Raw genomic sequence first — 20,091 nt, 5'->3', positions numbered from 1 at the left:
CCAGACGTTACATTCTGTCTAGGAGCTCATTGATCTGAAAGGCGCGCAGTTCTTCCGTGGACCGCAACTGCTTGAGGCCGTCTTGCTTGGAATCTGTCGCACTATGCATCATGAGATAGCGTGTTGTAGTGTTGTTCCAGGTGGTCGGGGCCGGGCGACCCATCTGAAGGTGGTACTGCTGCATCAGTTGCTCGCCTTCGGGCGTCATGACGTAGATGTCACGCGCCGCGTCGTTGGCAACGAGAGGCAGTTCGGCCACTAAAGGGTCGACACCCATGCTGCGGAAGCCCGCGTCGTAGCTGAGCAGCCCATAGCGCGTGGAGAGCAAAGTGTCGCCTGCTTGCAGCGCCAGCGCAGCGTTCTCATTCGCATAAAACGACGCGGCGCCGAAATCGCCCCGATCCAGCGCGTCGAGGAGCGCCAACTGGTTGTTCTCGCCGAGCTCTCCCAGCGCCGAGAAGACACTTTCGGGCGCTGCGAGCGCGACCTCGATTTGGTCCGCGTAGACTACTTGGATGCCGCCTATATCGGCCGTCATGCCGCCGTCGAGTGGGTCCACTGGATCCTGCGTCCACCAAGCCTGACCATCGTATTTCCGGTCGAGGAAGGCGATATAGGTGTACATTCTCGCCGGAATCTGCACCTCCGGCGTGTCACAGGGGTAGAACTTGTCCTCGTACTCGTACTGGCGGGAGATGAGGGCGACTTTGAAGGTGATGTCTTCGTTGCAGGCCTCGATCATGAAGTGATGGGCCGTGTCACCGACGATCCTGTAGTCAGGCTCCGCAATCTTCGTGCCGCCGCGGTAGATGTCAATCCGGGAGGCCACCGCCGTCCCCGGTTTGTCGGCCCGGACCACCGAGACCTTCACCTCCTCCTGCGCGAGGCTCGGCAGGGGCAGCGCGATATACAAGATCAAGACAAACAAGCTGCCTCTCATTGTCAGGCTCCTTTGACCAGATTAGGGATAGGGTTGCCCGGCCCGCGACGATCAGCGCGAAGATGGCTAGAAGCAGGCAGGAGACAACCATCGCCCAAGCGATCACGCTGAAATAGTGCTGCACGAGGAAGCCGGTGATCGTTCTGGCATCGAGGAAGACCGGGGTCGGAGGCGCTTCCGACGGGTCGGCCAGTGCATCGGCTATGGCATAAAGTCCGGTTTTCGGCGGGGGGGCCGGTGGGTCGGCAGGGCGCTGCGGGAAAGTCTTGAAGAGCAGGCCGGTCTTGTTACCGGGGTCGCTTCCGACGCTGTAGCTCACACGAGCGCCAGGCAGCAGGGACACCTCGAAATCCACAGTGCTTGCATCAACCAGAGGCCTCAGTATCTCACCCTTTATGGGCACATGGTATTCAGGGAGCCTTGGAGCGTCCGGCCGGAAGCAGTCAGCGTTCTCGACGTCGTTCACGCAGCTCATGCCGATCGGAAGTTCCGTCACGCTGGCGGAGCGCGACGCGTTGTAGATCGAGAGCCGGGAGGTCTCGTCCGTGCGCTCCACGTCGTAGACCAACGCCACGCCGGAGCGGATCTCTTCCACCACGGTCGTGACGTAGAAGCCGACGATAGCGGTAAATACGGCCGTAAGGGCGGAAGCGAATTGGAGACGGAACATGGGCTGGGGCTGCAAATGAGGGAGATGTGGGCGTCCTTAGATGACGAAAGAGTAGCACACCCATTAACTGATGGGGATGATTTTTACCCTCTGGTTTCTGCAGTCTGCCTTTCTGGAGATGCCCCCAATGGGGCCGAAGAATCTACTTAGCCCAGCAGTTCGCTGTTCCATCAGCGGACACAAGATAGCCCGCGCCACACGCGAGCGGCATCCGCGTCATGCTTTTGTACGTTTACAGCTTACGTTCCGAGCACTCCGTGCTATCGCTCGCGGATCTCGCGGAGGTGATATCTCGCTCGGACATTAGCGGCGCCACGATCTGCAGCTCCCTGCTCATTGCCGCCGCTCCGGACATATCACGCTGCACACTCAGCGAAGGTCCGAAGGTCCCGCTCTGCCATCGTCCGCCCAGCGGAAATGCTGCACATTGCACAAATGGCCGGTCTGGTGAATCTGCATCGCAACATTCTACCAGCCCGCGGATGACCGGTTAGGGCCGACCTCGCCTGACCTGGGAAGCGAGACTGCTGAGGGAGCCAAATCTCCCGGTTGCTGTGCTGCGGCTTGTTGCTTGGAGCCCATCAGCGACATTCATCCATCGTGCAGTGGGTTGGTTAGCCGAGCACGCTATCCTACTGCCCGCCAATCGTTTAGGTCATTCCGGATGTTCTTATAGGCCGCGACCATGTCCCTGCTAACCTGCTTCGTCGAGATGTCGAGCACGATAGCAATTTCTTCGACATTGAGCCTGGCCGCCTCTTTCGACAGCCTGAGATGCGTGGTCCGGCGCGCAATGCTGCGTGTGCCGTCCATCCCGATTTCGTTGGCCTTTGCCATGAGAGTCCGGGACGTCAGCGGCGCGTCAAAGCCCAGCCCGAACCGGGCGGCCAGGATGAATCTCTGGCGCGGCGGAAGCCGGGACAGCGAAGCTTCGATTTGATCCCCGAGGGCTGATCCCCGGTTTGCGCCTCTGCGATCGGGCCGAGGACACCGAAAGCATCGTCTTCCGGCAGTTCGGCCTCCACGTCCGTCTGCCGTTTCGCACGCCGGTTGTGGCTGCGCGCCACGCCACCCTGACATCCGATCACGCGCCGGAATGCAGTCCGGTTTTCCGATGGCCCGATCCCCTTTCCGCCGATTGATCTTGCCCAACCGGCGGCACCCTTCGATACTGGCGGCATGACCGCGCCCTATTCCTTTCGCGACGACCCGCTGGTGCCGGGATTCGACGATGCCGCGCCGCTGGCCGTCATGGACGGGGAATGCGCGCTGTGCAGCTGGGGCGCGCGGATGATCCACCGCCTTGATTGCTCGGGCACGGTGCGGATATGCCCGGTTCAGTCGCCGCTGGGGGTGGCGCTGCTGCGCCATTACGGGCTGGAGGCGGAGGATCCGCCGAGCTGGCTCTTCATCGAGAAGGGCGTCGCGCATTCCGATTGCGACGCGGTGATCCATGCCGGGCGGCGGCTCGGCGGTCCCGGCAGGCTGGCCGCGCCGCTGCGGATCCTGCCGCGAGGGCTGCGCAACTGGCTTTACCGGCGCTTCGCGCGCAACCGTTACCGCCTGTTCGGCAGGGCGGACATGTGCGCCCTGCCGGATCCGGAGTTTCAGCGCAGATTGCTGCGCTGAGGGGGCGATGACCATCCGCGCCCTGCTGAAGAACCGCGCTGCTCGCCGGCTGTTTCTGGACCGCCACCTGCTCTTGCGGCCCGGCTCTGGACCGGGAAAGGGCGCGGACCTGTCCGGCGTGCTGGATGATCTCGGCTTCGTGCAGGTGGACAGCGTCAACACGCTGGCCCGCGCGCATGACCTGATCCTGTGGTCGCGGCGCGGGCGCTACAAGCCGCAGGCGCTGGAGGGCCTGGTCGCCCGCCACCGCGCGGCCTTCGAACACTGGACCCATGACGCCGCCGTGATCCCGATGCGCTTCTACCCGATGTGGCGGCTGAAATTCGCCCGCGATCAGGCGCATATGCGCCGCCGCTGGCCGAAATGGCGGCGCGAGGGCTGGGATGCGGAAATCGACGGGGTGCTGCGCCATATCGCCGATCACGGCCCGGCCAGCGCCTCGGATCTGGGTGGGGACGAACCCAAGGGCTCGGGCGGCTGGTGGGATTGGCACCCGTCCAAGACCGCGCTGGAATATCTGTGGCGCTCGGGCCGGCTGGCGATCCGGCACCGCCTGGGCTTTCGCAAGGTCTACGACCTGGCCGAGCGGGTGATCCCGGCCGAGCACCTGAATGCGCGGCTGGACGACGCCGAGATCATCGACTGGGCCATGACGGCGGCGCTGGAGCGGCTGGGCTTCGCCACCAGCGGCGAATTGGCCGGTTTCTTCGCCATCGCCAGCCGCGACGAGGCGAAGCTGTGGTGCGCCGAGGCGCTGGCGGCGGGCCGGATCGTGGAAATCGGCGTAGAAATGGCCGATGGCTCGATCCGCCGCAGCTTCTCGACGCCCGCGCTGCTAGAGATGGTCGCCGCGCTGCCCGAGCCGACCTCGCGCGTCCGGCTGCTGTCGCCCTTCGATCCGGCTTTGCGCGACCGGGCACGGGCCGAGCGGCTGTTCGGCTTCCGCTACCGCATCGAGATCTTCGTCCCCGCCGAGCGGCGCCAATACGGCTATTACGTCTTTCCGGTCATGCAGGGCGACCGGGTGATCGGGCGGCTGGATGCCAAGCGCGAGAATGGAGCACTTGTCGTCCGTGCCTTCTGGCCCGAGCCGGGCGTGCGCATGGGCCGGGCGCGTCTCGCCGCCCTCATGGCCGAACTGGAGCGCATCGCACCCCTGGCCGGCGTGGACGAGATCCACTACGCACCCGGCTGGCTGCGAGGGTGAATCGCGGTCTTCTCTGCGCAGCTGCAGAGCTGAATTGAACGCCCGGACAATCGTTAAGACTGTCGGAATCAACAATTTTTCGGCAATGAAGTTCGCTGCGCGACACCCATCCGCTACGCATCGAAACCCTTGCATGATCCGCGACCTCGGACAAATCTTGCACCAAAGGAGATCCGACATGACCATTCTCGCTTATGGCGCCCCCGCCGCCGACCAGCCGGTCTCGCGCATGGAGATCACCCGCCGCGCGCCCGGCCCGCATGACGTGCGGATCGAGATCCTCTATTGCGGCATCTGCCATTCCGACCTGCATCAGGTGCGCAGCGAATGGGCCGGCACGCTTCATCCCGACCGCACCGACCTCGTATATCCTGACCCGCCAGCTGGGCGGTGACGCGACGCTGATGGCCGGCATCGTCACCTCGCAGACCCTGCTCTCCACTGCCACGATCCCGGTGGTGCTGTGGTTTGTCTGATCGGTGCTGGATGATGGTGTGCTGTTGAGGAATGATGTGAAGGGCGGGGTCCTCATCCTGCCGGCTGTCGAGCGGATGCCGGCAGAACATCGAGGAAAGGTATGAGATGATGACAGGTCGACTCACCGCCGGAGCTCTCGCTATCGTCGTTGCCTGCGTATTCGGGTCATATGCGCAGGACTTCAATCATGTCCCCGGTTGGGCGAATACGACCAACCATAGATATAAAGGCGGCGCAGGCACTGGGGAGTGGGCTGAAAAGGAAGAGCTTTTCGGGATATTGGGCACTCTGGGCCCCGACGCGGAATGCACGCTTCGGAACCTGTCGGAGCAGGACGGAAACGTGATCGTCAACCGGTACAGGCGCCAGCTACGGCGCGCCGGAGAGCAGTCCGCCTTGCAGGAAGCGCAGCGAGAACTGGCCGCCCACTATGAGCAACTCAACGCGCAGGGGCGATGCTGAGGGAAGGCCCCCGCGAATGGTCATCATTTGATGTGGCACCCCACGATCAGCCGCGCCCATGAGAAAACCCGACGGCTGGTGCTGCCGGACCTCGTGCCTCCGGTGCAAGGGGAACGGCATCGCCGATGAACCAACCCTCGTCGGTCTCGGCCCGTCGCACCCGGCACGGAAATCCGACGCGCCGCCGACCCCGCTGCCCTAACGGTCCCCGCCGTCCGCATCCTGCCATTTCGTCTAGTGCATGCCCGCCGCGATGCGACCAGCTTCCTGCCGGCCTCGCAATACTGCCGGACGATCCGGTCCAGAGCCGATGCAACGGCAGCCATGCCATCCCGCGCCCCCGGCCCGACAGCCCGATCCTTCCCGCCCCGAACGCCCCGGCCTTCCGGCGGCAGCCGCAAGGCTGACCAGCAAGCCGAAGCGAAGCGGCACCGCTGCGGGTGGTGCGGGTTCCAGGGGCCATACAGACAGGACGGCACCGGCGAGAACGCCGCCGTTCTGCGATCCGTCCCCGTCATGCCCCCCGGACGAACCAATCCCTCCGCCTGTCCGATCCCCTAACTCCGTGCGGTTTTCACCGGCAACCCCCAAGGCTCCGGACCGTGTTGCCGCGCAAGGCGCGGCTGCCCGCCCCACTCCGAAGCCTTGCGGGCAAGCCGCCGCCCGAAGGGGGCGTCAGTTGCAGGTGCCTCCCGACGGACTTGGCCGGGTCTCGTCGGAGGGAATGGTCCCTCCGGTGAAGCAACGGAGACAGACAATGCAGAACATCGTCATCCTCGCCGGCACCATCCGCCAGGCCCCCGAAACCCGCACCACCCGCAGCGGCACCGATGTCACCCGCTTCAAGCTGGTCACCTCGCGCCCGCGCTATTCGGAAGGCCGCGTCGTCCGCGACGAGAAGGGCTATCGGGTCGAGGACGCGGAATGGCACCGCATCGTCGCCTTCAACGGCCTGGGCCGGACCATCCAGCAATATTGCGAATCCGGCACGAAGGTGCTGGTGCGCGGCCGCATCCACTACACGAAATGGCAGGACGCGGACGGCAACGACCGCTACGGCTGCGAGATCGTCGCCGAGACGGTGGATTTCCTGAGCCGGGCGCCGCAGTCCGAAACCGGTGACGAGGACGAGGGCCGGTTCATCGACGAAGACGACATCCCCTCCTGAGCGGGAGGCCAGAGGCCCGGCGGCACCAGCCGCCGGGTTTTCCCATGTCCGCAGCGGATCGCCCCGAGGCCGCGCCGGCAAGAGAAGGCTTCCCGGCCGGATCGACCGGCCGGAAAGCCTCCGGCGGGGGCTGCTGCCTTTCCTCGGCCTCCGTCCTTTTCCCGTGAGGAAGAAACATGGGCTTGGGAAAAGGGCTGCGGAACAGGCAGCGCACAGCGCCACCAATGGGCTTCGCATGATCGTCGGCGCGTGGGCGGGAACGGCGCATTTTGCTTCGGAGCAGAAGGGAACGGGTGCCCACCGGCGAACGGGGTGGGCATCGTGGGCGTTTCGGAGGCTGCGGGAAAAGACTCCAATCCCCGCTAACAGGCTGAAAATAATGGATAAATAGTCATAATCCACTTGCGCTATGGCCTTGTTTTTGCTAGACTATTCGTAAGGCGCCAAGGTGGTCGCCATCCGCCGGCGCCATGCTCCCCGCAATGCGGGGTCGGGGTGGTGGAAGGGGCCGGACGGATCGGCCCCCGAAGCCGGAGACAAGCCCATGCATACCGCGACATTCGAAATCAACATCCCCAGCAACCCCCTGGCGAGCCGCATCAACCTCGAGGACATCGAGATGGGCATGGATGCCGATACCGGGGTCAAGGCACGCGCCAGCCGCGACAGCATGACCCTGACGGTCATTGTCCACGCAACCGATGCCGCCGATGCCGCGAACTGGCTTCGGAAGGCGGGTCTGATCTGACCACCATGAGCCCCACGCCCCGACCGGAGAATGTCCGTGACCTGTGAAACCGAAACCACCGCCCTCGCGGCGAAGATCCACGCCGAATGCGAGTTCGGCTTCGACCGCAACGACATCCACGAAGCCCTCGAATTGCTCGGCCAGATGGTCGAATACGGTTCGACCACCCCCGCGGAGATTGAGGCATTCCTCCGCATGCGCCGGGAACGATACGAGGCCGAGCTCTACGGCATCTGAATGCGCCAGCGGGATCGGAAACCCCGCCAAGGCAAACGCCTGGCGAGGCTGCGCCAGTGGAAGGGGCCGAATGGGTCAGCCCTGCAACCCGACCGGAGAACAACCATGAACAACCCGACCACGGTGACCGAACTGATGGCCGAAGCCGCCGACGCCCTGCTCCGCCGCGATCCGCACCGGCTCGAAGAACTGGAGCGGATCAGCAGGGGATGGATGCAGACCCAGGACGAGGAACTGGCCCAGATCCTCCTCCTGCAGGCGATGACCGAAGCCGCCGACCTCCTTCTCGACACCCCGAGCGAGATCGAAAGCGCCTGACGCCGCGAGCGGACGTCGGTTCAGCGCCGTCGGCGGGTCTCGCCCCGCAGCAAGGTCAGGTATTCCCCGCCGACCATGGCCCGTGCCTCGGCGAGGATGCGGGCCAGCTGCCGGCGCTCGGAGGCCGATTTCCACTCGGCGGCGCTCAGCCCGCTGAAATCCGTCCGGAACAGGACGCCGGCGATGTCGCGGCGGGAGGCCCCGGATTCGGCCCCGTCCCAGGCACGCAGCATCAGGGTGGCGCGGTACCGCTCGGATGCCGAAAGCGCCAGCAGGGACGGGATCGGCCTGACCGGCCTGCCGGTCAGCAGCCGGTGGAACCGCCGGATGCTGTTCAGCCGGATCATCAGATCCTCGTCGAGCGGCACCAGGACCGCCAGCCGGATGCGGGCCACGCCTTGCGGAAACCAGAGCCGGTGATCGCCGCCCGCATCGTCGACGATGCCATGCAGCCCATCTCTCGCCCGCAAGACAGGGACCAACGGCAGATCGTCCGGCCCGAGCAGCATTGGCCGGTCGTAGCCTTCGGGTGCCGCAGTAAGGATCAGGGCGGCGGGAAACGCATCAGGCTGCCAGAGTGGCCGCGCCTCCGATGCCGGAAGGGCCGGATCGACCGGGAAACATCAGCCCCCAGCGGCGGGCTATCCGGGCGATCTCCTCTCTTGCGCTGTCGGCAACGGGCGCCCCGCGCCCGATATGCTTGCGGATCCTGGAATACTCCGCCCGATAGCGGCGGTTGCGGCGCAGGAACTGGAAGGTCATCCGGGCACGGTCGAGCGTCCGGAACCGGTCGTCATAGCCCGGAGACCTCCAGTCGGTGGAAGACGGCATGGCTCTGTTCTCCATCGGAAGGAAAGGCGGGTCGGATGCCGGGAGTATGCGGACAACCGGCAATTGCGCGAAGATCGCCGCCGGGAATATGAAGCAGGCCGCAACCGACCTAAAAGCGCAGACAAATACGACTGCCGTTCCCTGCGTCAGCGCAAGCCGGGTTTCAGAAGTTGGCGGTAACCGGCCTCGGTCATCCAGCGCGCCCGGGCCAGATGGCTGTCATGGATGCGATTCGCCCGGTCCGGATCGGCGTCCACGTCGAGGCCGAAGACGATCCGGGCCACCTCGCGCCAGTCGGCGCCTTCCTCCTCGGCGTCGAGCAGCCGCAGGTAGGTGGTCAGATGGGCCTCGTCATAGCCGGTCAGCCGTTCCGACTGCGGCGGGGTCTCCTCGAAGGCGTCAGCGGCCATGGGGCTCTCCTGTATCCGGCCCGCGTCCAGGATGGGGGACGCGGCGTTCCCTTTCTAGGGGAAAGAACGATACCGGGTATCGGGCATTTCGGAATGCACGGATTCCGGAATGGGCATGAGCGTATCCCGGCGATCGGCGCAAACCTGCGAATTGTCGCGCAAACGGGCGAACAGCCGCCGACCGCCTAATCCTTGTCGCGGCGCAGCAGCTCCACCGGATCGACCTCGAGCACCGCGGCGAGCTTTTCCAGCATGTCGACCGTCGCCGCGTTCTCCTCGCGCTCCAGCATCCCGACATAGTTCCGGTTGATGTCCGCACGGTCGGCAAGCTCCTCCTGCGACAGGGATTTCTCCTGTCTCAGCCGGCGCAGATTCCTGGCAACTCGCTCCCGCAGTCTCATGCCGGAGGAGTCGCCGGGCACCCGATCCGGCGCCACCCAGTATAATGGGGATTCGTGGGCCGGGAAAGCTTTTCGTCAGCCGGCCGTCGACTCCCCGCGAAGGGGGGTGACAAAAACCGGCTCGTCATTCTGTCACTCCGGCCCGGTGCCGCTTTTGCGCCATCGTCGCCGCAACCCCGCCTCTCCGGCGGGTCCTGCGACGGAGACCGACGATGCAGAACGACCCCGATCCCGCCTGGCCGCGCTTCGTGCGCACCGAGGAAGCCGCCCGGCTTCTCGACCTCTCGCCGCGCACCTTGGAAAAGCACCGCTGCGGCGGCACCGGCCCGGTCTACCGCAAGCTCGGCGGCCGTGTCGTCTACACCATCGCCGATCTGCGTGCTTGGATCGAGGGCTCGGCGCGCCAGTCCACCTCGGAAATGGCGACGGCGGCACGCCGTCCCGATGGGCGAGTCGCTGGCATCATAGGTGCTGGACGGGGAAAGGCGCGATGACCCCTTCACTGTCCCTGCGCCGCATCTGCGACGGCCGGCAGATGAACCTGTTCCGGCCGGTTGCCCGCGACATCGCCGCGCGCGATTCCCGCGACCTGATGTCCTGGCCGTTCTTCTCGCTGGCCAAGTCGCGCCGGGTGGTGCCGATCGATTTCCACATGGGTGCGGTTTCGATCCGCGTCGAGGCGACGCCGGAACACGGCATGGCGACGATCTGGGATGCCGACATCCTGATCTGGGCCGCCAGCCAGATCGTCGAGGCCCGCAACCACGGCTTGCGCACCTCGCGCCTGATGGCCGCGACGCCGTACGAGATTCTGACCTTCATCGGCCGAACCGATTCCGGTCTCGGGTATCGCCGCCTGAAGGCCGCCCTCGACCGGCTGCAGTCGACGACCGTCGCCACCTCGATCCGCCAGCCGGCGGAGCGGCGGCGGCACCGCTTCTCCTGGATCAACGAATGGAAGGAACTGCTCGACGATCGGCGCCGGCCGCTGGGGATCGAGTTGATCCTGCCCGACTGGTTCTATGCCGGGGTGATGGACGATGCGCTGGTCCTGACCATCGACCGGGCCTATTTCGACCTGAAGGGCGGGCTGGAGCGCTGGCTCTACCGCCTGGTGCGCCGCCATGGCGGCCGGCAGCCCGGCGGCTGGAGCTTCGACCTCCGGCACCTGCACCTGAAGTCCGGCAGCCTCTCGCCGTTCAAGCGCTTCGCCTTCGAAGTCCGGGCCATCGTCCAAAAACAACCGTTGCCCGGTTATCGCCTGTCGCTCGCTGTCGGTTCCGACGGGCTGCCGCGGCTGCATTTCCAACCCGATGACAACGATCCGCGCCGGCCCTCGGGCGGCGGGATCAGACTGTGAACAAGCTGTGGAACCTCTCGTACTATCCGGAACCCCTCGACCCGTACTATCGGGAACCCGATCCTCGTACTATCGGGAACCCGGAGGCCGTGTAACCCTGCTGAATCCGAACAGGAATTCGGCCCCTCCTAATTTACCTAACTTAAGGAATCCTAACATTGTAGGGGCGCGACAGGCGGTGGATAACGCCGTTTTGTCCCTTGAATCGGAGACTGACCGCGCCATGAGAGGGGGTGGCGAATGAGCGCGCGTCCCTCCGAAATCGTAGGATCCGCGCCGGTCCCGATCACCGAGGCGGACCTGATCTGGCGGGAGAGGCGGGTCGAGCATTGGCTGCGCTTCGGGCGCTTCTGTCACGAACACCGGCACGACAGCCAGCGCCGGACCGTCGGCTTATTGCCCGGCAATGTCTTTGCCCTCGTGCGCTGGGCGGGCAACGACTACGGCACCGTGGTCTCCCGGCTCGACATCCTGCGCGCCGTCGGGCGGGGTGAGCCGTTCCAGACGCTGCCCTGCGTCCGCCCGGGCGCCGAGATCCTGCTTCGGATCTCCGGCTGGCCGAAGGTCGAGCGGGTGCTGCAGGCGGTGGATGCCATCGAAGCGCTGGGCATCGATCCCTGCCTGGTCTCGCCGGAGCACTGGCGGCATCTTCACAACCGCATGGCGGCGGGAGAGCCGTTCCGGACCTACACCAGAGCCCAGCATGCCGCCTGGCTGAAGCGCCGGAGGGTGGGCGGATGACTTCGCATCGCTCTCACCTTTCTCTACCCCTGCGCGTGCTCGACCTCTTCAGCGGCGCCGCGGGCGGCTGGTCGCTCGGGTTGCACCGAGCGGGCTTCGTCACCGTCGCCGCCTGCGAGATCGTGGAATGGCGGCGCATCCTCTATTCGGAGAACTTCCCGCATGTCAGACTCTACGCCGATATCCGCACCCTCACGGCAGCTCGACTTGTTTCCGACCTCGGCTGCCTGCCCGACATCGTCGTCGGCTCGCCGCCCTGCCAGGACATCAGCAGCGCCAACACCAAGGGTAAGGGGATCGAGGGTGAACGCTCGGGGCTCTATCTCGAGGCCGTGCGGCTGGTCGGAGAGTGCCGCCCTCGCTGGTTCGCTTTTGAAAATAGCTCTAACCTCAGAACTCGCGGCGCCGACCGGCTGCTCGATGAGCTGGAAGCGCTCGGCTACGCCTGCTGGCCATGCGTGGTGGGTGCTGCGGATATCGGCGCCAACCATGTCCGCAGGCGGTCCTGGCTCATCGGCTGCGACCCGCAGCAGCTTGCCGGCGCCCGTGTCGCAATCCCGGCAGGGCGGGATGCGGCTGGAGGGGGGATCGGGCGCGCGACGGGCGATGAGGGAATCCGGCCTTTACGACCTGTTCCGCAACCATCCCTTGCCGACGCCGATGGCCTCGGACGGGATGAAGGACGGGGCCGGAGGCGGCGCGGGCTCGACATATCCGCTGCGGATGATCCTCGCCACGCCGCGCAGGACGGATGCCGATCGCGGCGGCAGAGGGGATCTTCTGAGCCAGCTTCGGGGCCACAAAAGCCGTCATGCGGGTATGACCGCGAGCAATCCGAATGCACCGGAAATCCTGCCGACGCCGATGAAACGGGACAGCCGCATGGACGGCTGGAGCCCGGCCTACGACCGGCGCAAATCGCCGACGATGGATGCGGTGATGGACGGGGCCATGACCGACCGCGCGCCGGACAAATGGGCCGGGGCGCTGGCGCTGGCGGCAATCTTGCGGAGCCATGGCCTGACTGGAACGGCGGCATTGCCCATCACCTACGGCTGGATGCAGGGCTTTCCGCCTGGTTGGCTGGCACGCGCATTGCGCTCGGCAGCCGCAAGGGGACGTCTGCGGCGAGCCTGATCGTCGAGGCCTTCGGCGACGCGGTGGTGCCGCAGATCCCCGAGGCCATCGGCCGCGCCATCCTGCGCAGCGAGGCCGCGCTGAATGCGGTGCTTGGCGGCACACCGGCGGATGATTCCACTGCGGGCACCGCATTCACCAGCGCAGACGGCGGTGATGCCGGTGCCGACGACCATGCAGGCGCCGGTCGCACCGACGATACATTCACCGATGATCATACGGATCCCGGGGGTGCGTCATGACCCGTCGGATTCGCACCGAATATCTCGCCGTGACTGGCCTCGCCGTGCTGCTGATCGGCGGCATCTCCGTCACCGACATCGCGCCGCGGCTGATCTGGAACGAGTCCGCCAGCCTTCCCATCGGCCTCTACCGCCTTGAACGGCCGACCACACTCGCCGTCGGCGATCTGGTCGCGGTCGCGCCGCCCGAACCGCTCGCCCAGTTCGTCACCGCGCGCGGCTATGTCGGCCCCGGCGTGCCGCTGCTGAAGCACGTCGCCGCGCTGCCCGGCGCGCGGGTTTGCCGCAGCGGCATCACGATCACCGTCGACGGCCAGGTCCTCGGCGCGGCGCGCGAGCGCGATCGGCGCGGCCGGCCGCTGCCGGTATGGCAGGGCTGCCGGATCGTCGCCGCGGACGAGGTCTTTCTCATGAACCGGGAGGCCGGGGACAGTCTCGACGGCCGCTATTTCGGCCCGCTCCCGCTCACCAGCGTCACCGCCCGCATCGTCCCGCTCTGGACCGATGCGGATGGCGACGGCCGCTTCCGCAGGCCTGTCGCCGGTGCGGAAGACGGCCCCCTGAACTTCGCTCCAACTGCAACCGAAGGGACCAAATGATGCCACAGATCGGAGAATTCACCCGTACGGAAGACGGCTACGAGGGCCGCGTCCGCACCGTCACGCTCGACCTGCAACTGGTCTTCGTGCCCACTCACAATGCCGATGTCGAGAAGGCCCCGGATTACCGCATCCATCTCGATGGCGAGGACGGCCCGGAGATCGGCGCCGGCTGGATCCAGAGCGGCGAGAAGGCCGGAACCTACATCTCGGTCGCAATCGACGATCCCGTCTTCGGGCAGCCGATCCGCGCCCGGCTGTTCCAGTCGGACGAGCATGGCCGCAACTGGGGCCTGCACTGGTCGCGCCCCAGAAAACGCGACGAGCGGGATTGAGCCATGCCGGTTTCCGTCCTTCACCATGCAGACGGGCGGGCTGGCGCCGCCCGTCATGCTGCCGCCCTTCTTCTTTCCGGCCTGGCCCTCGCCGCTGTCCCGGCTGCCGGCATGCTGGCGGCCTACAATGCCGGGCCGGGGCGCTACGACGAATACCTGGCCTCGGGCCGGACCCTGCCGGCCGAGACCCGCGCCTATGTCGCCGCGCTCGCGCCGCTGCTCGGCGGCGAGCCGCTTCCCGGCGCCGGTTTCGCCGCAGTGCCGCCGCGCGACTGGCGCGAGGCCCCGCTTTTCACCGGCAGCAAGTTTGACAGCCCGGACGCGAAACGAACGCAGCCCAGCGGCACATCGGCTGCAGATTCAATGCCGTCAGATGAGCCAGCCGTCGAAAGCCTGGACACCCGGTCTGCGGGCGATGGCTTCGCCCTCGCACCGCAATCCGACGGCCTATTCGTTCGCCGGTCGAATGCGAGATCCGTGCAATGAAAAATCATTCCAAACAACACTGCGCCTGCGCAGACAGGAGCCCGCAGCCATGAAGATCGCCTATGCCGACCCGCCCTATATCGGCTGCGCGCATCTCTACCGCGGCCGCCCCGATTACGCCGGCGAGGTCGATCATGCGGCGCTGATCGCGCAGCTGGAACGCGACTACGATGGCTGGATCCTGCATGCCGCTGCGACGCCGCGCTCCTTCGCCGTGCTCGCGCCGCTGGTCGCGCCGACGGGCGCCCGCTGGATGGCCTGGGTGAAGGGATTCGCCGCCTTCAGGCGCAACGTCCCGGTCGCCTGGGCCTGGGAACCGGTCATCGTCAAAGCCGCCCGCAAGCCCGTGGTCAGCAAGCGGCTGGTGCTGCGCGACTGGGTCCAGGAAAGCATCGCCCTGCGCCGCGGGCTGACCGGCGCCAAGCCGGAAGCCGTCTGTCACTGGTGCTTCGAAATGGTCGCGGCGCGGCCCGAGGACAGGCTCGACGATCTGTTCCCCGGCACCGGCGCCGTCACTGCGGCGTGGCACTCGTGGCAGCGGAAATTCACCTTGCCGGACGATCCGCTGCCCGCTCTGCCGCCATCGGATCGTGCCCGCCGGGGGCGATCCCTTCCGGGAGGTCCGCCGTGAGCATCCATCGGAAAAATCGCAGCATAGGATACTGCAGAGTAGTGCCGGGCGGCGCGGCCCCTTGGGCCACGCCGCCCTTGAAAAACATGCAAGATAAAAGCCCGCGATGTGCGGATCGGGCGGTCGGGGGTGTTGCCGGGTTTTCGAGGGTTTTGCGCACATCGCAGCGCCGATCCGCACCTCGCAGTTTTCCGGATTATGCAGGTTTCCGAACAAATCCTGCACCTCGCAGGAGATCGGCCCATGAGCAACGAGGAGGAGTTCCGCATCCGCCCGGGCCGCATCCGCTCCAGCCGCAACCAGCGCGCCCGGCCGTTCGTGGCCCAGGCGCTTGCCGCCGCCCAGAAGGCCGGCGGGCGCGTCTCGCGCAGCGGCAGGATCGTGTCGCCGGCTGCGTCGCGCTTCGGACGGGGCCGCAGCGCCGCCGTCCGCGCCAACAGGCTGATCACCCGCCGCACGCGGCTCTGCACCGTCAAGGTCCGGGTGGTCCGCAGAACCGGGCAGGCCGCCGCGCTGCCGCGGCATCTGGGCTATCTCGGCCGCGACGGTGTCACCCGCGATGGGGAAAAGGCGCGGATGTTCGGTCCGGAGACCGACAATACCGACATCAAGGAATTTGCCGAGCGCAGCGAGGACGACCGCCATCATTTCCGCTTCATCGTCTCGCCCGAGGATGCCGCCGACATGGCGGACCTGAAGCGGTTCACGCGGGAGTTGATGGCGCAGGCGGAAAAGGATCTCGGCACCGAACTGGACTGGATCGCCGTCGATCACTGGAACACCGACAATCCCCATGTCCATGTCATCCTGCGGGGACGCGCCGATGACGGCAAGGATCTGGTCATCTCCCGCGACTACATCCGCGAAGGGCTGCGCGACCGGGCGCAGAACCTGATCACCCGGGAACTGGGGCCGCGCCATGACCACGAGATCCGCCGCAGCCTGATGCGGCAGGTCGAGGTGGAACGCTGGACCGCGCTCGACCGCCAGCTGGTCCGGGATGCCGGCAAGGCCGGCATCATCGACATGGCATCGGGCATCGACGGTGCCCGCGACGATTACCTGCCGCAGAAGATCGGGCGACTGCGGCATCTGGAACGCCTCGGCCTGGCCGATCAGGTCGGGCAGGCGCAATGGGTGATCCGGCCCGAGGCCGAGACCGTGCTGCGCGAGATCGGCGAGCGCGGCGATATCATCAAGCGCATCCATCGGGCGCTGTCGGGGCAGGGGATCGATCGCGGGGTCTCGGACTATGTCTTCGCCGGCGAGGCCGATGGGCCGATCCTCGGCCGGCTGGTCGAGCGCGGCCATGACGACGAGCTGAAGGGCAGCGCCTATGCGGTGATCGACGGCGTCGACGGCCGCACCCATCACATCCGGTTGCCGAGTTTCGATGCCGCCGGCGACAGCGCGCCCGGCTCCATCGTCGAGCTGCGCAGATACGAGGATGCGAAGGGCGTGCGCCGCACCGCGCTGGCGGTGCGCTCCGATCTCGATCTCCGCGCCCAAGTCACCGCCGGCGGCGCCACCTGGCTCGACCGGCAGGCGGTGGCCCGCGATCCCGCGGCGCTGTCGGAGGCTGGCTTCGGCATAGAGGTCCGCCAGGCCATGAAGCGGCGCGCGGAACACCTGATCGAGGAAGGGCTGGCCGAGCGGCAGGGCAGTCGTGTCATCTTTGCACGCCGGCTGCTCGACCGGCTGCGCGAGCGCGAGGTTGGCGACGTGGCTGAGAAGCTTGCCACCAAGACCGGCCTGTCGTTCGAGCGCACAGCCGGTGGCGACACCATTGCGGGCACCTATCGCCGGCGCTTCATCCTTTCCTCCGGCCGCTTCGCCATGATCGACGACGGGCTGGGCTTCAAGCTGGTGCCCTGGACGCCCTCGCTCGAACGGCATCTGGGTCAGCACGTTTCCGGCGTCGCGCGCGGCGATGGCGGCGTGGACTGGAGCTTCGGCCGCAAGCGCGGGCTGGGATTGTAGGGCCGATCACCTTGACGGCCTGCGCGGCAATCCCATATGACTACAGATAGTCATAACGAGGATCGGCCATGAAGGAACTCCAGTTGCGGGATGCGAAGGCGACACTTTCCGCCGTGGTCGACCAGGCCGTGGCCGGCGAGCCGACGGTGATCACCCGGCACGGCCGCAAGGAGGCGGTGCTGCTCTCCTTCGAGGAATGGCAGCGCATCTCCCGGGTGCCGGATTTCGCCGATCTGCTGCTGGCCTTCCCCGGTGAGCCGGAGGACATTCCCGAACGCACCCGCAAGCCGGCGCGGGGGCTGCGGGATACGGACCTCTGACCCTTGTACCTGCTCGACACCAACATTCTCTCGGCCTCCGCGCCGAGCCGGCGCGATGCCGATGCGGAGGCTCTTGCCGCCTGGATGCGCGCCCAGAGCGACCGGCTCTATCTCTCGGCCATCACCATCGCCGAGATCGAGGCCGGCATCGTCCGCGCGGTCAGGATCGGCGCCAGCAGCAAGGCCCCGGCGCTGCGCCGCTGGCTCGCGGCCGTCGAGCATTTTTATGCCCGTCGGATTCTGCCTTTCGGCATCGACGAGGCCCGTCAGGCCGGCGCGATCCTCGACCGGGCGCGTGCCCATGATCCGGGCTTCGAGGACATCGCCATCGCCGCGACGGCGGCCGCGCATGGCCTGACCGTGCTGACCGCCAACGAACGGCATTTCGCACCGCTCGGCGTGCCCTACGCCAATCCGCTAAAGGAACTGCCCGCATAGCGGCAGCGGTGAGGGGAGGCATCGCTTGATGAGATTCCGGGAACCGGAGAGCACCGGTCGATGGAACCGGGTATGACCAGCAGGACCGCTCTGCGGGACGGAGCGGACGGTGGCCACAATGATGGGGATCGATGATCAGCCCGAAACGGCGAGGCGCGGGCAAACCATGACCAGGCCAGGATCGCACCCAAGCCCGTCCCCGGCAAACCCCACGTCCAGATAGCCGCTTGCGGAGGACATGCCTACGCTTCGGAACATGAGCATCACGCCGAAAGCTCTCGCCGCACGATATCGGCACCAGCGCTCAACGCCGCCAGCTTCCGCCTTGCCACGTTGCGCGACAAGGGCGCCATCCCGCAATTGGTGCAGGGATAAAGCCTGTCGGCCTCCACGAATTGCAACGCCTTGCGCAAGACCTCGGCAACCTCTTCGGGGGTTTCGATCGTGTCGGTCGCCACGTTGATGGCCCCGACCATCACCTTCTTTCCCCGCAGAAGCTCGATCAGATCCATCGGAACGTGGGAGTGCTGACACTCCAACGACAAGATGTCGATGCTGGATGTCCGCAGTTTGGGGAAGACTGACTCGTATTGCCGCCATTCCGCACCCAGAGTCCTCTTCCAGTCCGTATTGGCCTTGATCCCGTAGCCATAGCAGATGTGAACGGCTGTTTCGCATGTCAGACCTTCGGCCGCCCGCTCCAGCGCTGCAACCCCCCAGTCGTTCACCTCGTCGAAGAAAACGTTGAAAGCCGGCTCGTCGAACTGGATGATGTCGACACCGGCCGCCTCCAGCTCCCGCGCCTCTTCGTTGAGGATACGGGCGAATTCCCAGGCCAGCTTTTCACGGCTTTTGTAATGGCCGTCGTAGAGCGTGTCGATCATGGTCATCGGACCCGGCAGGGCCCATTTGATGGGCTGATCGGTCTGTGCACGCAGGAATTTCGCATCTTCGACGAATACCGGCCTGTTGCGCGATACGGCGCCGACGACGGTCGGGACACTGGCATCATAGCGGTTCCGGATCCGGACGGTTTCGCGTTTCTCGAAATCGACGCCTTCCAGATGCTCGATGAAGGTGGTGGCGAAATGCTGGCGCGTCTGCTCGCCGTCGCTGACGATGTCGATGCCCGCCTGCCGCTGATCATGCAGGGCCACGCGCAGGGCATCCTGCTTGCCTTCAAGCAGCTCCTCTCCTTGCAGATTCCATGGTGACCAGAGTTTTTCCGGCTCGGCGAGCCATGACGGTTTGGGCAGGCTTCCTGCGGTGGAGGTGGGCAGAAGTTTGTTCATTGCGCGTTTTCCTGGCTGGTTCGGATGATCAGGCGGCGTATTGGCCGGACCATTCTGCAAGAATGTCCCGGCAGGGCGTGATGAAATGTTCCTCGGCAAATTCGCCCTGCTCGACCGCCAGCCGGCTGCGTTCCTCGCGGTCATAGGTGACCCGCGTCAGCGAATAGTCCCGATGCGTCAGGCTCGGCCGATATGTCGAACCCGCAGGAGAGTTGGCGTTGTAGATTTCCGGGCGATAGATCCGCTGGAAGGTTTCCATCGTGCTGATCGTGCCGACAAGCTCCAGCGTCGAATAGTCATTGAGCAGGTCGCCCGTGTGATAGAACGCCAGTGGCGCAACCGCGTTCGGGGGCATGAAGTTGCGGACCTGCAACCCCATCTTGCCGAAATAGCGGTCGGTGAGGGATAAGTCGCCCTGCCGGTATTCGACGCCCAGAACCGGGTGTCGGTTCTCAGTTCTGTGATATGTCCGGCTGGTCGAGACGCTCAGGCAGATGACCGGCGGTTTCCCGGAGCATTGCCGATAGGCTGCCGAGTGCAGGAAGCTCTTGAACAGGTTGCCGTGCAGGTCTCCGAAATCTTCCGGCGTATCAAGATCCTTGCGATCCCGATTGTGCCGGGGCAGCACGATGCTGAAGTCGTAATCCCGCACATAGGACGAAAAGTTGTTCCCCGCGATACCCGCGATCCGTCGACCCGACAGGCGGTCGAGGATGGTCGGCTTCAAGATCTCGATCAACGGAAAGGCATCGACATGGCGTCCACCGCCGATGCTGACTGCGACCGAGATGATGTCGAGCTCGACCGAATAGCGGTCACGGCCCGGATTGTCCCAATCCGCCAGCGCATTGAAACGGTTGTCGATCATCGTGATCGCGTTGCGCAGATTGTCCTGCCGCGCCTCGCCCCTGGCCAGATTGGCAAAATTGGTTGTGGCGCGAGTGTTGTCCGACGGGCGATAGGTGTCGTCGAAACGAACGGTTGTAATGGAATAGGCGAGGTCACTCATCCTGGCATGCCTTCCGAGCGGCC

General features: G+C 65.8%; 28 protein-coding genes and 1 pseudogene. 20 read left to right on the top strand and 9 right to left on the bottom strand.

All coding sequences use genetic code 11. The features are described 5' to 3' along the window. Window positions 1-7: 7 nt before the first annotated feature. The 3 genes from KF941_RS07480 to KF941_RS07470 all read right to left on the bottom strand — a co-directional run bounded on the left by KF941_RS07480 (window position 8) and on the right by KF941_RS07470 (window position 2,423). Window positions 8-928: a hypothetical protein gene (locus KF941_RS07480; RefSeq protein ID WP_214273008.1), complete on the bottom strand. Its 921-nt coding sequence runs from the start codon at window positions 926-928 to the stop codon at window positions 8-10. After that, window positions 813-1,610, bottom strand: a complete 798-nt coding sequence (locus KF941_RS07475) for a hypothetical protein (RefSeq protein ID WP_214273007.1) — start codon at window positions 1,608-1,610, stop codon at window positions 813-815. Before KF941_RS07475 ends, KF941_RS07480 begins: the two co-directional genes overlap by 116 nt. A 627-nt stretch (window positions 1,611-2,237) precedes the next feature. Continuing rightward, on the bottom strand, window positions 2,238-2,423 hold the full coding sequence (locus KF941_RS07470) for a hypothetical protein (protein WP_214273006.1): 186 nt from the start codon (window positions 2,421-2,423) through the stop codon (window positions 2,238-2,240). 366 nt (window positions 2,424-2,789) lie between these two features. Here KF941_RS07470 and KF941_RS07465 point away from each other — a divergent pair, with 366 nt between their 5' ends. The 9 genes and pseudogenes from KF941_RS07465 to KF941_RS07430 all read left to right on the top strand — a co-directional run bounded on the left by KF941_RS07465 (window position 2,790) and on the right by KF941_RS07430 (window position 7,856). Next, window positions 2,790-3,239 (top strand): DCC1-like thiol-disulfide oxidoreductase family protein, encoded by a 450-nt coding sequence (locus KF941_RS07465; RefSeq protein WP_214273005.1) that lies wholly within the window; start codon window positions 2,790-2,792, stop codon window positions 3,237-3,239. Window positions 3,240-3,246: 7 nt separating this feature from the next. Continuing rightward, window positions 3,247-4,446 (top strand): crosslink repair DNA glycosylase YcaQ family protein, encoded by a 1,200-nt coding sequence (locus KF941_RS07460; RefSeq protein ID WP_214273004.1) that lies wholly within the window; start codon window positions 3,247-3,249, stop codon window positions 4,444-4,446. An 85-nt stretch (window positions 4,447-4,531) separates the two neighbouring features. Continuing rightward, window positions 4,532-4,840 carry an alcohol dehydrogenase catalytic domain-containing protein gene (locus tag KF941_RS07455; protein ID WP_346428993.1) on the top strand — a complete coding sequence of 103 codons (309 nt, stop codon included), beginning with the start codon at window positions 4,532-4,534 and terminating at the stop codon, window positions 4,838-4,840. Then, a pseudogene (locus KF941_RS27910) lies at window positions 4,791-4,922 on the top strand (AEC family transporter); the annotation flags it as partial. The gene KF941_RS07455 and the pseudogene KF941_RS27910, both read left to right, overlap by 50 nt. Before the next feature lie 106 nt (window positions 4,923-5,028). Next, window positions 5,029-5,385: a hypothetical protein gene (locus KF941_RS07450; protein WP_214273003.1), complete on the top strand. Its 357-nt coding sequence runs from the start codon at window positions 5,029-5,031 to the stop codon at window positions 5,383-5,385. 757 nt (window positions 5,386-6,142) lie between these two features. Then, the gene (locus KF941_RS07445; RefSeq protein ID WP_214273002.1) at window positions 6,143-6,553 is read left to right on the top strand and encodes a single-stranded DNA-binding protein; all 411 of its coding nucleotides are present in this window, start codon (window positions 6,143-6,145) and stop codon (window positions 6,551-6,553) included. Window positions 6,554-7,097: 544 nt separating this feature from the next. Beyond that, entirely contained in the window at window positions 7,098-7,301 is a 204-nt protein-coding gene (locus KF941_RS07440; RefSeq protein WP_214273001.1) for a hypothetical protein, read from the top strand. A 36-nt stretch (window positions 7,302-7,337) separates the two neighbouring features. Then, entirely contained in the window at window positions 7,338-7,538 is a 201-nt protein-coding gene (locus tag KF941_RS07435; RefSeq protein ID WP_214273000.1) for a hypothetical protein, read from the top strand. A gap of 105 nt (window positions 7,539-7,643) precedes the next feature. Next, on the top strand, window positions 7,644-7,856 hold the full coding sequence (locus tag KF941_RS07430; RefSeq protein WP_214272999.1) for a hypothetical protein: 213 nt from the start codon (window positions 7,644-7,646) through the stop codon (window positions 7,854-7,856). Window positions 7,857-7,876: 20 nt separating this feature from the next. Here the strand turns inward: KF941_RS07430 and KF941_RS07425 are convergent, their stop codons facing one another. The 4 genes from KF941_RS07425 to KF941_RS07410 form a co-directional block, all read right to left on the bottom strand. Continuing rightward, window positions 7,877-8,326: a DUF2285 domain-containing protein gene (locus KF941_RS07425; RefSeq protein WP_240540258.1), complete on the bottom strand. Its 450-nt coding sequence runs from the start codon at window positions 8,324-8,326 to the stop codon at window positions 7,877-7,879. Between the two features lie 94 nt (window positions 8,327-8,420). Further along, window positions 8,421-8,687, bottom strand: a complete 267-nt coding sequence (locus KF941_RS07420; RefSeq protein ID WP_214272998.1) for a DUF6499 domain-containing protein — start codon at window positions 8,685-8,687, stop codon at window positions 8,421-8,423. 146 nt (window positions 8,688-8,833) lie between these two features. Continuing rightward, a complete protein-coding gene (locus tag KF941_RS07415; protein WP_214272997.1) occupies window positions 8,834-9,097 on the bottom strand; it encodes a DUF2285 domain-containing protein in 264 nt (87 codons plus the stop codon). A gap of 185 nt (window positions 9,098-9,282) precedes the next feature. Then, window positions 9,283-9,498, bottom strand: coding sequence for a helix-turn-helix transcriptional regulator (locus KF941_RS07410; protein ID WP_041530016.1), 216 nt, complete (start codon window positions 9,496-9,498; stop codon window positions 9,283-9,285). Between the two features lie 212 nt (window positions 9,499-9,710). On the opposite strand from KF941_RS07410, the gene KF941_RS07405 reads away from it, so the two are divergent. The 11 genes from KF941_RS07405 (at window position 9,711) to KF941_RS07355 (ending at window position 17,767) form a co-directional block, all read left to right on the top strand. Continuing rightward, the gene (locus tag KF941_RS07405) at window positions 9,711-9,992 is read left to right on the top strand and encodes a helix-turn-helix domain-containing protein (protein WP_214272996.1); all 282 of its coding nucleotides are present in this window, start codon (window positions 9,711-9,713) and stop codon (window positions 9,990-9,992) included. Continuing rightward, a complete protein-coding gene (locus KF941_RS07400; protein WP_214272995.1) occupies window positions 9,989-10,858 on the top strand; it encodes a replication initiator protein A in 870 nt (289 codons plus the stop codon). Before KF941_RS07405 ends, KF941_RS07400 begins: the two co-directional genes overlap by 4 nt. Before the next feature lie 240 nt (window positions 10,859-11,098). After that, a complete protein-coding gene (locus KF941_RS07395) occupies window positions 11,099-11,599 on the top strand; it encodes a DUF2840 domain-containing protein (RefSeq protein WP_214272994.1) in 501 nt (166 codons plus the stop codon). Further along, a complete protein-coding gene (locus KF941_RS07390) occupies window positions 11,596-12,978 on the top strand; it encodes a DNA cytosine methyltransferase (RefSeq protein WP_214272993.1) in 1,383 nt (460 codons plus the stop codon). Before KF941_RS07395 ends, KF941_RS07390 begins: the two co-directional genes overlap by 4 nt. Then, window positions 12,975-13,577, top strand: a complete 603-nt coding sequence (locus KF941_RS07385) for a S26 family signal peptidase (protein ID WP_214272992.1) — start codon at window positions 12,975-12,977, stop codon at window positions 13,575-13,577. The genes KF941_RS07390 and KF941_RS07385 overlap by 4 nt, the downstream gene beginning before the upstream one ends. Beyond that, a complete protein-coding gene (locus KF941_RS07380) occupies window positions 13,577-13,912 on the top strand; it encodes a DUF736 domain-containing protein (protein ID WP_214273668.1) in 336 nt (111 codons plus the stop codon). The genes KF941_RS07385 and KF941_RS07380 overlap by 1 nt, the downstream gene beginning before the upstream one ends. Window positions 13,913-13,915: 3 nt before the next feature. Then, window positions 13,916-14,398, top strand: a complete 483-nt coding sequence (locus tag KF941_RS07375) for a lytic transglycosylase domain-containing protein (RefSeq protein WP_214272991.1) — start codon at window positions 13,916-13,918, stop codon at window positions 14,396-14,398. Between the two features lie 49 nt (window positions 14,399-14,447). Further along, window positions 14,448-15,029, top strand: a complete 582-nt coding sequence (locus tag KF941_RS07370) for a hypothetical protein (protein WP_214272990.1) — start codon at window positions 14,448-14,450, stop codon at window positions 15,027-15,029. Window positions 15,030-15,272: 243 nt separating this feature from the next. Then, entirely contained in the window at window positions 15,273-17,009 is a 1,737-nt protein-coding gene (locus KF941_RS07365; protein WP_214272989.1) for a VirD2 family relaxase/mobilization nuclease, read from the top strand. Window positions 17,010-17,077: 68 nt separating this feature from the next. Then, window positions 17,078-17,329, top strand: coding sequence for a type II toxin-antitoxin system Phd/YefM family antitoxin (locus tag KF941_RS07360; protein ID WP_214272988.1), 252 nt, complete (start codon window positions 17,078-17,080; stop codon window positions 17,327-17,329). Window positions 17,330-17,332: 3 nt separating this feature from the next. Then, window positions 17,333-17,767, top strand: a complete 435-nt coding sequence (locus KF941_RS07355; protein ID WP_214272987.1) for a PIN domain-containing protein — start codon at window positions 17,333-17,335, stop codon at window positions 17,765-17,767. Between the two features lie 263 nt (window positions 17,768-18,030). Here the strand turns inward: KF941_RS07355 and KF941_RS07350 are convergent, their stop codons facing one another. Both KF941_RS07350 and KF941_RS07345 read right to left on the bottom strand, forming a co-directional pair. After that, the gene (locus tag KF941_RS07350) at window positions 18,031-19,059 is read right to left on the bottom strand and encodes a methionine synthase (RefSeq protein WP_214272986.1); all 1,029 of its coding nucleotides are present in this window, start codon (window positions 19,057-19,059) and stop codon (window positions 18,031-18,033) included. A gap of 28 nt (window positions 19,060-19,087) precedes the next feature. Then, a complete protein-coding gene (locus KF941_RS07345) occupies window positions 19,088-20,068 on the bottom strand; it encodes a DUF1852 domain-containing protein (RefSeq protein ID WP_214272985.1) in 981 nt (326 codons plus the stop codon). Between the last annotated feature and the right edge of the window lie 23 nt (window positions 20,069-20,091).

It is taken from the genome of Paracoccus sp. pheM1, assembly GCF_018499825.1.
Classification (GTDB): domain Bacteria; phylum Pseudomonadota; class Alphaproteobacteria; order Rhodobacterales; family Rhodobacteraceae; genus Paracoccus; species Paracoccus versutus.
The sequence above is the reverse complement of the archived record's forward strand: the minus strand, read 5'-3'. Positions and strand labels throughout refer to the sequence as shown.